The sequence below is a fragment of the Methylobacterium sp. 001424705 genome, from assembly GCF_059816145.1.
The window spans coordinates 58,359-71,120 of sequence record NZ_JCBANU010000017.1 but is presented as its reverse complement, the minus strand read 5'-3'; the positions used below and the strand labels follow the sequence as shown (position 1 = coordinate 71,120).

The window sequence follows — 12,762 nt, the reverse complement described above, 5'->3', positions numbered from 1 at the left end:
TCGCGGGGAAGCCGACACACCGGGGGCGATTCGTCGCGACCCGCAAACCGACCTGCAAATCGACTCGCCAGCCGACTTGCCGACCCGCGAACCGCCTGACTTGCAAACCGAACGGGAGCCGCACTTGGCCACCATTATCCCCGTCGCCTCCTTCGATTGTGTCGTCTTTGGCGCCACCGGCGACCTGACCACGCGCAAGCTGCTGCCGGCCCTGTTCTACCGCTTCATGGACGGACAGATTCCGGAGACGAGCCGGATCATCGGCGCCTCGCGTTCGGAGATGACCACCGAGGCCTTCCGCGAGCGCGCCCGCGACGCCATCAAGCGCTTCGTTCCGGCCGGCGACATCGGCGAGGACAAGCTCGCCGCCTTCCTGGACCACCTCGATTACGTCGCGGTCGATGGAGCCGGCGACGAGGGCTGGGAGGATCTGGCCGCCAAGCTCGCCGAGCGCCCGGACCAGGTGCGGCCCTACTACCTCGCCACCTCACCCGACCTCTACGGCTCGATCTGCCAGAATCTCGCCAAGCACGGCCTGATCGGCGAGAAGTCCCGCGTCGTGCTGGAGAAGCCCATCGGCAAGGACCTGAAGTCGGCCCGCGCCATCAACGATGCGGTCGGCACGGTGTTTCCCGAGGAGCAGATCTTCCGCATCGACCACTATCTCGGCAAGGAGACGGTGCAGAACCTGCTGGCCCTGCGCTTTGCCAACACCATCTTCGAGCGGCTCTGGACGGCCGACGTCATCGACCACGTCCAGATCACGGTGGGCGAGACCGTCGGAGTCGAGGGCCGCGCGGGGTACTACGACACCTCGGGCGCGCTGCGCGACATGGTCCAGAACCATATGCTGCAGCTCCTCTGCCTGATGGCGATGGAGAGTCCGCTCTCCCTCGACGCCAATTCGGTGCGCGACGAGAAGCTGAAGGTCCTGCGGGCCCTGAAGCCCATCACGCCGCACGACGTGCAGAGCGTGACGGTGCGCGGCCAGTACTCGGCCGGCGCCGTCGGCAGCCAGCCGGTGGACGGCTACCGCACCGATCTCGGCGGAGACGTCGACAGCCGGACCGAGACCTTCGTCGCCCTGAAACTCGAGGTTCAGTCCTGGCGCTGGGCCGGCGTGCCGTTCTACCTGCGCACCGGCAAGCGCCTGCCCCGGAAGCTGTCCGAGATCGTGGTGCAGTTCCGCGCCTCGCCGTTCTCGATCTTCCCGGCGGAATCCTTCGGACGCGAGCCCAACCGCCTCGTCATCCGGCTCCAGCCGGAAGAGGGGATCAAGCTCGAAGTCATGACTAAGGATCCGGGTCCGGGCGGGATGCGGCTGCGGCCGACCAACCTCGACATCTCCTTCGAGGAGACCTTCAAGCAGCGCTACCCCGATGCCTACGAGCGCCTGCTCATGGACGTGGTGCGCGGCAACGCCACGCTGTTCATGCGCCGCGACGAGGTCGAGGTCGCCTGGGCCTGGGCCGATTCCCTCCTGAAGGCCTGGGCCGACCGGCCCGAGCCGCCGCGCCCCTATCCCGCCGGAAGCTGGGGTCCCACCGCCGCCATCGCGTTGATCGAGCGCGACGGCCGAACCTGGCACGAGGAGCTTCGCTGAGAGACGCCCCCGCCGGATCAGGGCGGGGTGGTGTCGGGTGAGGCCGCAGGCGGCTCGAAGACCCGCGGATCCGTCATCCCGGTGGGGTCGCCTGGCTTTCGCCGGAGGCCTGTGCGCGGAACCGGGCTATAGTTCCGCACTCCCTCGACAGGTCTCAGTCGACGCATTACCAGAGGGAGTATTTTTCATTCCTCTTCCAGACGTCGTGGACCCATGAACAAGATCGAACCGGGCCTCGGCATCAACCGGCGCTATCTGCACGATGAGGTCGTCGACCGAATGCGCGACCTGATCCGCTCGGGTGAGCTGGAGCCGCGGGCGCGGATCAACGAAAGCGAATTGACCGAACGCTTCGGCATCTCCCGCACGCCCCTGCGCGAGGCGATCAAGATCCTCGCCACCGAGGGGCTTCTCGAGTTGCTGCCCAATCGCGGCGCCCGCGTCGCCAGCCTGTCGCAGTCCGAGATCGAGGAGATGATCGAGGTCATTGCCGGCCTGGAGGCCACCGCCGCCGATCTCGCCTGCCGCATCATCACCGATGCGGAGATCGACGGCATCTCCCGCGACCACGAGGCCATGGTGGCCGCCTGGCGCGCCGGCGAGGAGGGGGTCTACTTCGCCCTCAACCGGGAGATCCACGAGGCCATCATGCGGGCCAGCCGCAACGCCACCCTCGGGGGCATCTACGACAGCCTCTCGGGTCGCATCCAGCGCTCGCGCTACGCCGTGCATCAGACGCCGGAGCAGTGGGCGCAGTCGGTGGCCGAGCACGAGCGGATGATCACGCTGCTGCGCGCCCGCGACGGCGAAGCGCTCGCCCTGCTCATGCGCGCCCACATCCGGGCCCGGACCCCGGTGATCGCCGAGAATTTCGGCGCCGCCAGCCGCGAGGCGGCCGGGTCGGCGGCCTGAGCCGCCATCCGTCCTCGCGCCAGCCCGTCCCGGCCGGCCATCCGCCGGGGGGCGCGGGCGGCGCCGCTCCGAGCGCTAGTTCCAGGTGTGCAGCACGGTGCGCCAGCCGTCGGGGCGGCGCTCCATCACGTTGATCCAGTTGCCCTCGAACTTCTTTCGGGCTCCGCCCTCGCCGGGGCCGTTCATCTCCCAGCGCCCGGACAGCACCAGGACGTCGCCTGTCTCCCGCGCGGACTGGACGGTGATCCGGTGATCGTCGAAGCCCTTTGCCTTCAGCCCCGAGAAGAACGTCTTGATCTCGCTCGGTCCCGAGATCGCCGCGCCCTTCGGGATCACCAGCGCGTCCGGGGCGTAGAGCGTGCCCAGGGCGTCCATGTCGCCGCTGTTGTAGGTCTTGTCCCAGGTTTCGGCGGCGCTGCGCCCGGCCGTGGCGGCGGTGTCGGCGCGGGCCGCCACCGGCAGGACGAGGCACGCGGCCAGAGCCGCACCGAGAAGATGTCGGGTCATCATCGTTCCCTCCCTCGCAAGACCGTTTCCGTACGCCCCGCAAGGGTTATTGGACGATCGAAACCGAGGAAAGTAAAGAGTCCGCGCGAGGATCTGGAGTGATTGCCCGCGGGGACATTCTATTTGATTAAGCCGCGCGAACCGTGCCGAGGAAGCGTGCCAGTTCCTGGGCGAGGTGCTCCGCTTCGTGCGAGAGCTCGGAGGCCGAGGCCAGGACCTGGGACGCGGCGGCGCCGGTCGCCTCGGCCGCTCCGGCGACCCCGGCGATGTTGGTCGTGACCTCGCCGGTGCCGGTGGCGGCCTCGCCGACGTTGCGCACGATCTCCTGGGTGGCCGCGCCCTGCTCCTCCACCGCCGCCGCGATCGAGGTCGCCACGTGGCTGATCTCGCGGATCCGCCCGCTGATGCCCTCGATCGCGGTCACGGCCTGGCCGGTGGACCCCTGGATGCGGCCGATCTGGCCGCTGATCTCCTCGGTGGCCCGCGCCGTCTGGTTGGCGAGTTCCTTCACCTCGGCCGCCACCACGGCGAAGCCGCGACCGGCCTCGCCGGCCCGCGCCGCCTCGATGGTGGCGTTGAGGGCCAGCAGGTTGGTCTGGCCCGCGATGGTCGAGATCATGGCGACGACGTCGCCGATCCGCGCGGCGGCGGCGCTGAGTTCCTGGACCTGCGACGCGGTCCGGGCGGCCTCGTCCACCGCCCGCTGGGCGAGTTCCGTGGAGCCGTCGACCTGGCGCCCGATTTCCTGGACCGAGGCCCCGAGTTCCTCGGCGGCGGCCGCCACCATGCCGACATTGGAGGCCGCCTGATCCGCCGCCGCCGCGACCGTGCCGGATTGCTGGGCGGTCTCGGAGGCGGTGGTCGCCATGCTCTGGGCCGTGCCGCGCAACTGGCCCGCCGCCGCGGTCACCCGGTCGAGGATCCCGCCGACGGCGCCTTCGAACCCGTCGGCCATCTCGCGCATCGCGGCCTTGCGCTGCGCCTCGGCGCCGGCGCGGGCGAGGCGGGTCTCCTCCTCGAGGACGCGGCTGCGCAGGAGGTTGGCCCGGAAGGTCTCGAGGGTGTCGGCCATGGCGCCGATCTCGTCCTGGCGGCCGACGCTCGGGATCTCGGTCTCGGCCTCGCCGTCCGCCACGCGCCGCATGGCCGCCGTCATCGCGCCCAGCGGCCGTGTGATACCGCGGATCGTGTGGGCCATGGCGGCCAGTGCCATGAGGACGGAGAGCCCGAGCGTGACCTGAGTGGTTCGCACGGCGCTCGCCTGTTCCGCCCGCGCCGCCGCCTTGGCGGCCTCGCCGGCCTCGCCGTTGAGCGTCACGAGCTTGCGCATGCTGGCGCTGGTGGCGAGGTAGTTGGCGTTCATCGGCCCCCGGAACAGGGTCAGGACCTCGTCGCGCCGGGCGGGGTCGATGGCCCGGAGCTGGGTCCAGTCCTGGCCCATCTGGGCGAGCTTGGCGCTGACCTCGTCGTAGAGGGCGCCCTCGGCGCGGGAACTCACCAGGGTCCCGTAGGCCGCGCGCCGGGTCTCCAGGTCCGTGGCCAGGGTCGCGGCCTGCGCGACGCTGTTGGTGCGCTCCTCGGCGGTGTCGGCGATGACGTAGCGGAACTGCCAGAGCCGGATCCGCATCACCAGGGCGTTCATGGCATGGGCGGCATCGACGGAGGGGAGGGCGTTGTCGGACAGGACCGTGATGCGGTCGCCGATGGCATCCATCTTCGCCAACGAGACGAGGCCCTGCCCGGTGGTGATGAGCGCCAGTAGACCGAAAAGGCCGATCAGCGTCGACTTGAGAGAGAGGCGCATGGGGAAAGCCGGTGACCGCTTGGCGAGAAAGAGCGTTCCTCGATTAGCGGGCCTCCCTTAAGATTGACTTGCCCTTCGCCCGACGACATCCATCGGTTGTGTCGTCGCCCCGGGCGGCGATCCGCGCGAGGCCCTCCGCGAAGGGTCAGGCCGCGGCGTTGATCGAGCGCAGACCCGCCACGAGATCCGAGAAGCGGTCGCCCTGGACGATGACGTGCGCCCGCAGCCGGTCGGAAGCCGCGGTCTCGTCGCCCGACACGATGGCGGCCACGATGGCGTCGTGCTCGGCCAGGGACTGGCCGAGGCGGTTGCGGGCGCGAAGCTGGAGTCGTCGGAACGGCGCCAGACGCCGGTGCAGCTGGCGCGCCTGCTCCTCCAGGAACCCGTTCCGGCAGGCCCGGTACACCACCGTGTGGAAGATGTAGTTCTCCGCGTAATAGGTCTCGGGGTCGCCGGCCGCGGCCGAGGCGGCGCAGGCCGCCAGGGCCGCCTTGAGGGCGGCCTCGTCGTCGGGGATGAGCCGGCGCGCCGCCAGCCGCCCGCAGGAGGCCTCGATCTCCGCCATGGTCTCGAACATCGCGATCAGGAGCTGCGGGTCGGGGGCGCTGACGATGGCCCCGCGCCGGGGCTTGATCTCCACGAGGCCCGTCATCGCCAGTTGCAGCAGCGCCTCGCGGATCGGCGTGCGCGAGACCCCGAATCGCTCCGCGAGTTCCGTCTCGTCCAGGCGCGCGCCGATGGCGAGGCGACCGTCCACGATCTCGGTCTCGATGGTCTGCCTGAGGCGGCGCGATTGGTTCATGCGCTGAGATCCCGGCCCGTCCTAATCCCGCCGACTCGCAAAAATCAGGCGTCCACTATTATTCAATCGCGTTGACAAAATATACAAGGCGTCGTTTCATGTATAACGAAGACGCGGTGCAGTATAAATGCTGCGCTGCAAAAACGAGCGGCCGGGGTCCGGCCTAGGGAGAGACACGCCATGATGCTGACACGCCGTGCCCTCGTTGCCGGCGGCCTCGCCGCCCCAGCCATCCTGTCCCTGGGCTCGCGGGCCCAGGCTGCCACCACCCTGAAGCTCTCCCACCAGTTCCCCGGCGGCACCATCGACGAGGGCGACTTCCGCGATCGCATGTGCCGCAAGTTCGCGATGGCCCTGGCCGAGCGCTCGAAGGGCGCCCTTGAGGTGCAGGTCTATCCGGGTTCGTCGCTGATGAAGACGAACGCCCAGTTCGCGGCCATGCGGAAGGGCGCCCTCGACCTCTCGCTCTACCCCTCGCCCTACGCGGGCGGCGAGGTGCCGGAGCTGAACATCGGGCTGATGCCGGCGCTGGTGAGCTCCTACGAGCAGGCCATCGCCTGGAAGAAGGCGCCGGTGGGCCGCAAGCTCACCGAGATCCTCGACGCGAAGGGCATTATCCTCGTTTCCTGGGTCTGGCAGGCGGGCGGCGTCGCCAGCCGGGAGCGTCCCCTCTACGCGCCGGCCGACGCCAAGGGCCTCAAGGTCCGGGGCGGGTCGCGCGAGATGGACCTGATGATGAAGCAGGCCGGCGCCGCCACGCTCTCCATTCCTTCGAGCGAGTCCTACGCCGCCATGCAGACGGGCGCCTGCGACGCGGTCATCACCTCGTCCACCAGCCTGATCTCGTTCCGCCTGGAAGAGTTGGGCAAGGCCCTGACCTCGGGCCGCGAGCGCTCCTACTGGTTCATGCTGGAGCCGCTGATGATGTCGAAGCTCGCCTTCGAGCGCCTGCCCAAGGACCAGCAAGACCTGATCATGACCATCGGCGCCGAGCTCGAGCCGTTCGGGCAGGCCGGGGCCAAGGCGGACGACACCAAGGTCGAGGAGATCTTCGCCAAGGCCGGCGCGAAGGTCCAGAACCTCGACGAGAAGACCCTGGGCCAGTGGCGTGACATCGCCCGGGATACCGCCTGGAAGGACTTCGCCGGTAAGTCGGCCGGCTGCGCCGAGCTCCTCAAGCTGGCGGAGCAGGTGTCGTGAGCCACGCCTTCGACGCGGCCTCGGCCGCCGCCGCGACGCACACGACGGCAGAGCCCCGGGTTCCGGGGCTCCTCGGCACCATCGACCGGGCCCTGAAGGGCGTCAATCACGTCATCATGCTGCTGGGCGGCATCGCGCTCGTCTGCGCCTGCCTGGTCCTCAGCTACAGCGTCGTCATCCGCTACGTCCTGCATGAGCCCACCGACTGGCAGGACGAGATGGCGGTGTTCCTCATCGTTGGCGCCACCTTCTTCTCGGCCGCCGCCGTGCAGGCCAAGCGCGGCCACGTGGCCATCGAGGCGCTGACCGGCCTGCTCTCGCCGCGGGTCAACCGCGCCCGCCTCCTGGTGGCGGACGTGATCAGCTTCGTCTTCGTGACGTTCTTCGCCTGGAAAAGCTGGACCCTGCTTCATGAGGCCTGGGTCGACGGGCAGGTGTCGCAGTCGAGCTGGGGGCCGCCGCTCTGGATCCCCTACATCCTGATGGCGATCGGCATGACCCTGCTGGGCCTCCAGTTCGCCCTGCAGATCGCCGAGGAGATCCTCTACGGCGCCGAGAAGGCGGGCTGGGCGAACCCCAAGATCGGCCTTGGGGCCGATCTCAACCGCGATGCAGCGGGGCAGTCCGGCGCCACACCGACGGGCACGCGGCCCCTCGGCGATCCCCTCGCCAACACCGTGCCGGACACGAAGGTCACCGGGAGGCATCCATGAGCGTCGCGGCCATCGGCTTCCTCTATGCGGGGGCCACCCTGAGCGCGATGCTCGCCGGCATCCCCATCGCCTTCGCCCTGGGCTTCGTCGCCCTGGCCTTCATGTATGTCTTCATGCCGGGCGCCTCCCTCGATACGGTGGCGCAGAACGTCTACGAGGAGATGGCCTCGATCACCCTGCTGTCGATCCCGCTCTTTATTCTGAAGGGCGCGGCGATCGGGCGGTCCAAGGCCGGCCAGGACCTCTATTCGGCCATGCACGCCTGGATGCACCGCATCCCCGGCGGCCTCGGCATCGCCAATGTGTTCGCCTGTGCGCTCTTCGCCGCCATGGCGGGGTCGAGCCCGGCCACCTGCTCGGCCATCGGCTCGGCCGGCATCCCGGAGATGCGCAAGCGCGGCTACTCGCCGGGCTTCGCTGCCGGCATCATCGCGGCGGGCGGTACCCTCGGCATCCTGCTGCCGCCCTCGATCACCATGATCCTCTACGCGGTGGCGGCCGAGCAGTCGCTGGGACGCCTGTTCCTCGCCGGCATCGGACCGGGCCTGCTCCTGGTCGGCCTGTTCGCGGCCTGGTCGGTCTACCGGTTCCGCGCGGAATACGCCGCCGCGAAGGTCGCCTACGAACGGAACGGCACCGCTTCGGCGATCCTCGCGGAGGACACCTACAGCATGCGTCAGCGCTTCTCGACGCTGCCGCGGGTGCTGCCCTTCGTGATCCTGCTCACGGGCGTGATGGTGGCGCTCTACGGCGGCTACGCCACCCCGTCCGAGACGGCGGGCCTCGGCGGCCTCCTGGCGCTGGGCCTGATCGCCGTCATCTACGGCGTCTGGCGCCCGCGCGACGTCAGCCCGATCCTCACCGCGACCCTGCGGGAATCGACCATGCTCATGCTGATCATCGGCATGTCGCTCCTCTACGCCTACGTGATGAGCTACCTGCACATCTCGCAGTCGGCTGCGGCCGCGATCGTGGCGATGCAGCTCTCCCCCTGGGTGCTGCTGGTGACGATCCTCGGCCTCGTGATCCTGCTCGGCTTCTTCCTGCCCCCGGTCTCGATCATCCTGATGACGGCGCCGATCATCCTGCCGCCCCTGAAGGCGGCCGGGTTCGACCTCGTCTGGTTCGGCGTCGTGATGACCATCACCATGGAGATGGGCCTGATCCACCCGCCCGTGGGCCTGAACATCTTCGTCATCAAGAACATCGCCCCCGACATCCCGCTGAAGGACATCATCTGGGGCACGCTGCCCTTCGTCATCCTGATGGCGGTGGCGATCCTGATCCTCTGCCTCGTCCCCGGCATCGCCATGTGGCTGCCGAACTGGCTGCTGCCCACCACGCGGTGACGGCGGGCGTCGCTCGGGCGATGACCCTCACATACGGACCCGGCCCCGGAGGGGGCGTGCGACAGGCCCCAGGCCGTCGCGCGCGCCGTCCGGGGCCGATGCTTGTTCGCGTGCCCCATCCCTGGATCATCGGATCAGAGGAAAATGCGCGCCCTTAATCCTTTGAACACGGGTTGTTAACGAAGCGGTAACCATACCGGGCATCAATGGTCTGGTAAGGAATCGCGAGAGCCCGTGACTGACACAAGCCCTCCCCGCAGACCCGTTCAGCTTCGTGGCCGCGCCTTCAAGTCCTTGGTGCTGGCCCCGGAGACACCGCTTCCCGATTGGTTCGCCGATCTGGACGAGGCGCTCCAGCGCTCGCCGACCCTGTTCGACGGGCGCGCCCTGATCCTCGACGTGGCGGCGCTGGCGCCCGCCGCGCCGGACCTCGACAGCCTGCTCGCCGAACTCGGCAGCCGGCAGATCCGCATCCTCGGCATCGAGGGTACGGACGTGTCTCTCCTCGGACCGGGGCGCCCGCCGCTCCTCGTCCAGGGACGGCCCTCGAACACGATCGAGATTCCGGCCCAGCCGGAGCCGGAGCCCGCGATGCCGCCGGCACCGCCCGAGCCGGCCACGACGTCCCTCACCATCGAGGGCTCGGTCCGGTCCGGGCAATCCATCGTCCACCCCACCGGCGACGTCACCGTCATGGGGTCGGTCTCCTCCGGCGCGGAGATCCTCGCCGGCGGCTCCATCCACGTCTACGGCGCGCTGCGCGGCCGGGCCATCGCCGGCGCCGCCCGCAACCCCCGCGCCCGCATCTGCTGCCGCAAGTTCGAGCCCGAGCTTCTCGGCATCGACCGCCTCGTCCGTACGGCCGAGGAGATGGGCAACCACTTGCGCGGCAAGGCCGTGCAAATCTGGCTCGATGGCGGCGCCATCAAATTCGCATCCTTGGATTGAGGAGACAGCTCATATGGCCAAAATTCTGGTCGTGACATCAGGCAAGGGCGGCGTCGGCAAGACGACGACGACGGCGGCCCTCGGCGCGGCGCTCGCGCAGGCCGGCAAGAGCGTGGCGGTGGTCGACTTCGATGTCGGCCTGCGCAACCTCGACCTCGTGATGGGCGCCGAGCGGCGCGTCGTCTACGACCTCATCAACGTGGTCAACGGCGACGCCAAGCTCAACCAGGCCCTCATCCGCGACAAGCGCCTGGACAAGCTCCACCTGCTGCCCGCCTCGCAGACCCGCGACAAGGATGCGCTCACCGACGAGGGCGTCGCCCGCGTCATGGACGAGCTGCGCGAGAAGTTCGACTGGGTGATCTGCGACTCCCCGGCCGGCATCGAGCGCGGCGCCACGCTGGCCATGCGCCACGCGGATGTGGCGGTGGTGGTCACCAACCCCGAGGTCTCCTCGGTGCGCGACTCCGACCGGATCATCGGCCTGCTCGACTCCAAGACCCTCAAGGCCGAGCGCGGCGAGACCATGGAGAAGCACCTGATCCTCACCCGCTACGACCCTGCCCGGGCCGATCGCGGCGACATGCTCAAGATCGAGGACGTGCTCGAGATCCTCTCGATCCCGCTGCTCGCCATCATTCCGGAGAGCATGGAAGTCCTGCGCGCCTCCAACGTCGGTTGCCCGGTGACCCTGAACAACCCGCTCTGCGCCCCGGCCCGCGCCTACACCGACGCCGTACGCCGCCTCAACGGCGATGCGGTCCCGATGTCGGTCCCCACCGACAAGAAGTCCTTCCTCGACAAACTCTTCACCCGGAGGGCAGCATGAGCCTCCTCAACATGTTCAACCGGCGCGGTTCGGCGCCGGTCGCCCGCGACCGCCTGCAACTCATCCTCGCCCATGAACGGGCGGGGGTCGGCGGCTCCGATCTCGTGATGGTGCTGCGTGAGGAGATCCTCGCGGTCATCGCCAAGCACGTCGAGGTCAACAGCGACAAGGTCCAGATCCGCCTCGACCGCGGCCAGGACATGTCGACCCTCGACATCGATATCGAGCTGCCGCTCACGGCCGTCGCCAAGGCCGGCCCCGCAAAGGTCAAGGCGGCGAAACTCGCCGCCGCATGACCCTCCGCGCAAGCATCCCGGCCGGCACAGCCGTCAGGCCCCGATGAACAACCCGGCGAGCGTCGCGCTCGTCAGGTTGGACAGGGTGCCGGCCAGGATCGCGCGCAGGCCGAAGCGGGCGATCTCCGCCCTGCGCTCGGGCGCGAGGCTGGCGAGGCTCGCGAGCTGGATCGCCACCGAGGTCAGGTTGGCGAAGCCGCAGAGCGCGAAGCACAGGATCGCGGCCGTGCGCGGATCGAGGCTGCCCGCCTTCAGGACCGGCGAGAGCTGCGCGTAGGCCAGGAACTCGTTGAAGGCGATCTTCTGACCGAGCGCCCCGCCGACGAGGCCGGCCTGGTCCCAGGGCACGCCCATCAGCCAGGCCAGCGGCGCGAACACCGCGCCGAGGAGGCCCTCCAGGCTCAGGGCGGGATAGCCCGCGAGGCCACCGGCCCAGCCCATGAACCCGTTCAGCAGGGCGATCAGCCCCGTGAACGCGATCAGCATCGCCCCCACCGAGACCGCCACGGCGAGCCCCTTCTGGGTGCCGTCGGCCGCCGCCTCGATCACGTTGACCGCCCGCGTCTCCGCGAAGGTGACCCGCGTGGAGGTGACCCGGCTCGGCTCCGTCGTCGGCACCAGGATCTTGGCGTAGAGCAGCCCGCCCGGCACCGCCATGACGCTCGCCGCGAGCAGATACTCCATCGGAACGCCCAAAGCCGCGTAGCCGGCCAGAATCGTGCCCGCTGTGGAGGCGGCCCCGCTCGACATCACGGCGAACAGTTCGGCCGAGGTCAGCGCCAGCAGGAATGGCCGCAGCGCGATGGCGATCTCGCTCTGGCCGATGGCGATGGTGATCACCGCCGAGAAGGTCTCGATCCGCGAGGTGCCGATCACCCGCTGCAGCGCCGCGCCGATGCCGCGCGCGGCCGCCTGCATCACCCCGAAATGGTAGAGCACCGCGATCAGCGCCGAGACGTAGAGGATCTGCGGCAGGATGCGCAGGGCCAGGATGAAGCCGCTGCCGCCGAACAGCTCGACCATCCGCGGCTCGACGAGGCCGCCGAACAGGAACGCGGTGCCCCGGTCGCCGTAGTTCAGCACGGTCTGGACGAAGCCCGCCGCCGCCGCGAGGCCCGTCCGGCCCGCCGGGATGAACAGCACCAGGGCCCCCACCGCCACCTGCAGCGCCAGGGCCGAGAGGACCACGCGGGGCGAGATCGCCCGCCGGTTGGTGGAGAACAGCACGGCCACGGCCAGCAGCAGGGCGAGGCTCATCCCTGCGTGAAAAAGCTTCTCGACCATGCCGCCCCGCTGTTCTGCCTTGCGCGGAGCAAGCCCGATGCCGGGGCGTTTGTCGCGGGTGAAATGGCGCTGTCTCCCGGCGCCGGCGGGGAAGGATTGCCGGAGACAGGGCCGCCCGCGTGGTTCCGCGCCTCCACTCCCTCCGCCGCGCCCGGCCGGTCCTCTCCGGGCGCTCGCGCCTGCCGCGGGACGAGATCGCCGGGTGAAACGCCGCCGAGACCAAGCGCCCGCTCGTCACCCTGTCGATCCGCACCGCGCGGGTGCTGCCGCCGACCCGGGGCACCGGCAAGTTCGGCCTGACCATCGAGGGGCTGTTCATCGGCGAAATCGAGAACGGCTTGCTCCGCGCCCTCGCGATCTGCGGCCTCGCGGCGCCGGCGATCCACGGCGTGATCCACCGGCTCGGGCTCGTCAAACGGCGCGGCGGATCGTAAGCCGGCTCCCTGTCGCGCCGCGCGGCGCCTGAAAACACCGCGACCGCCGCAAGATCGTCATCGAAGCGTCACGTCCCGTCG

13 protein-coding genes are annotated in these 12,762 nt (G+C 69.5%); 9 read left to right on the top strand and 4 right to left on the bottom strand.

Annotated features, from left to right (window positions below; all coding sequences use genetic code 11):
* Positions 1–124: 124 nt before the first annotated feature.
* Together zwf and AC6EUL_RS14085 are read left to right on the top strand one after the other, a co-directional pair.
* Positions 125–1,603, top strand: a complete 1,479-nt coding sequence (gene zwf, locus AC6EUL_RS14090) for a glucose-6-phosphate dehydrogenase (protein WP_056277483.1) — start codon at positions 125–127, stop codon at positions 1,601–1,603.
* A gap of 213 nt (positions 1,604–1,816) precedes the next feature.
* Complete coding sequence (locus tag AC6EUL_RS14085) at positions 1,817–2,515, top strand: GntR family transcriptional regulator (protein ID WP_056212020.1); 699 nt, start codon at positions 1,817–1,819, stop codon at positions 2,513–2,515.
* A 75-nt stretch (positions 2,516–2,590) separates the two neighbouring features.
* Here AC6EUL_RS14085 and AC6EUL_RS14080 read toward each other — a convergent pair whose 3' ends face one another.
* From AC6EUL_RS14080 to AC6EUL_RS14070, 3 genes are all read right to left on the bottom strand, one after another.
* Positions 2,591–3,025 (bottom strand): YybH family protein, encoded by a 435-nt coding sequence (locus AC6EUL_RS14080; RefSeq protein ID WP_056277485.1) that lies wholly within the window; start codon positions 3,023–3,025, stop codon positions 2,591–2,593.
* Positions 3,026–3,149: 124 nt separating this feature from the next.
* Positions 3,150–4,826, bottom strand: a complete 1,677-nt coding sequence (locus AC6EUL_RS14075; RefSeq protein WP_056212025.1) for a methyl-accepting chemotaxis protein — start codon at positions 4,824–4,826, stop codon at positions 3,150–3,152.
* A 145-nt stretch (positions 4,827–4,971) separates the two neighbouring features.
* Entirely contained in the window at positions 4,972–5,628 is a 657-nt protein-coding gene (locus AC6EUL_RS14070; protein WP_056212028.1) for a GntR family transcriptional regulator, read from the bottom strand.
* A gap of 180 nt (positions 5,629–5,808) precedes the next feature.
* Between AC6EUL_RS14070 and dctP the strand changes: the two genes are divergently transcribed.
* The 6 genes from dctP (at position 5,809) to minE (ending at position 10,963) form a co-directional block, all read left to right on the top strand.
* On the top strand, positions 5,809–6,828 hold the full coding sequence (gene dctP / locus AC6EUL_RS14065; protein WP_056212030.1) for a TRAP transporter substrate-binding protein DctP: 1,020 nt from the start codon (positions 5,809–5,811) through the stop codon (positions 6,826–6,828).
* On the top strand, positions 6,825–7,541 hold the full coding sequence (locus AC6EUL_RS14060) for a TRAP transporter small permease (RefSeq protein WP_056212032.1): 717 nt from the start codon (positions 6,825–6,827) through the stop codon (positions 7,539–7,541). Before dctP ends, AC6EUL_RS14060 begins: the two co-directional genes overlap by 4 nt.
* Positions 7,538–8,890: a TRAP transporter large permease gene (locus tag AC6EUL_RS14055; RefSeq protein ID WP_056212034.1), complete on the top strand. Its 1,353-nt coding sequence runs from the start codon at positions 7,538–7,540 to the stop codon at positions 8,888–8,890. Before AC6EUL_RS14060 ends, AC6EUL_RS14055 begins: the two co-directional genes overlap by 4 nt.
* Positions 8,891–9,124: 234 nt before the next feature.
* Positions 9,125–9,838 (top strand): septum site-determining protein MinC, encoded by a 714-nt coding sequence (gene minC / locus AC6EUL_RS14050; RefSeq protein ID WP_499870772.1) that lies wholly within the window; start codon positions 9,125–9,127, stop codon positions 9,836–9,838.
* A gap of 13 nt (positions 9,839–9,851) precedes the next feature.
* Positions 9,852–10,667 carry a septum site-determining protein MinD gene (minD, locus tag AC6EUL_RS14045; RefSeq protein ID WP_056212038.1) on the top strand — a complete coding sequence of 272 codons (816 nt, stop codon included), beginning with the start codon at positions 9,852–9,854 and terminating at the stop codon, positions 10,665–10,667.
* Complete coding sequence (minE, locus tag AC6EUL_RS14040) at positions 10,664–10,963, top strand: cell division topological specificity factor MinE (RefSeq protein WP_056212040.1); 300 nt, start codon at positions 10,664–10,666, stop codon at positions 10,961–10,963. Before minD ends, minE begins: the two co-directional genes overlap by 4 nt.
* Before the next feature lie 33 nt (positions 10,964–10,996).
* Here minE and AC6EUL_RS14035 read toward each other — a convergent pair whose 3' ends face one another.
* Entirely contained in the window at positions 10,997–12,247 is a 1,251-nt protein-coding gene (locus tag AC6EUL_RS14035) for a NupC/NupG family nucleoside CNT transporter (RefSeq protein ID WP_499870769.1), read from the bottom strand.
* A gap of 260 nt (positions 12,248–12,507) precedes the next feature.
* Between AC6EUL_RS14035 and AC6EUL_RS14030 the strand changes: the two genes are divergently transcribed.
* A complete protein-coding gene (locus tag AC6EUL_RS14030) occupies positions 12,508–12,681 on the top strand; it encodes a hypothetical protein (RefSeq protein WP_499870767.1) in 174 nt (57 codons plus the stop codon).
* Positions 12,682–12,762 lie beyond the last annotated feature (81 nt).

Bases quoted from the DNA above. Each gene is read 5' to 3' on its own strand.
- AC6EUL_RS14080 (WP_056277485.1), bottom strand. From the start codon at position 3,025: ATGATGACCCGACATCTTCTCGGTGCGGCTCTGGCCGCGTGCCTCGTC.
- dctP (WP_056212030.1), top strand. From the start codon at position 5,809: ATGATGCTGACACGCCGTGCCCTCGTTGCCGGCGGCCTCGCCGCCCCA.
- minD (WP_056212038.1), top strand. From the start codon at position 9,852: ATGGCCAAAATTCTGGTCGTGACATCAGGCAAGGGCGGCGTCGGCAAG.
- AC6EUL_RS14085 (WP_056212020.1), top strand. From the start codon at position 1,817: ATGAACAAGATCGAACCGGGCCTCGGCATCAACCGGCGCTATCTGCAC.
- AC6EUL_RS14070 (WP_056212028.1), bottom strand. From the start codon at position 5,628: ATGAACCAATCGCGCCGCCTCAGGCAGACCATCGAGACCGAGATCGTG.
- AC6EUL_RS14075 (WP_056212025.1), bottom strand. From the start codon at position 4,826: ATGCGCCTCTCTCTCAAGTCGACGCTGATCGGCCTTTTCGGTCTACTG.
- AC6EUL_RS14035 (WP_499870769.1), bottom strand. From the start codon at position 12,247: ATGGTCGAGAAGCTTTTTCACGCAGGGATGAGCCTCGCCCTGCTGCTG.
- AC6EUL_RS14055 (WP_056212034.1), top strand. From the start codon at position 7,538: ATGAGCGTCGCGGCCATCGGCTTCCTCTATGCGGGGGCCACCCTGAGC.
- minE (WP_056212040.1), top strand. From the start codon at position 10,664: ATGAGCCTCCTCAACATGTTCAACCGGCGCGGTTCGGCGCCGGTCGCC.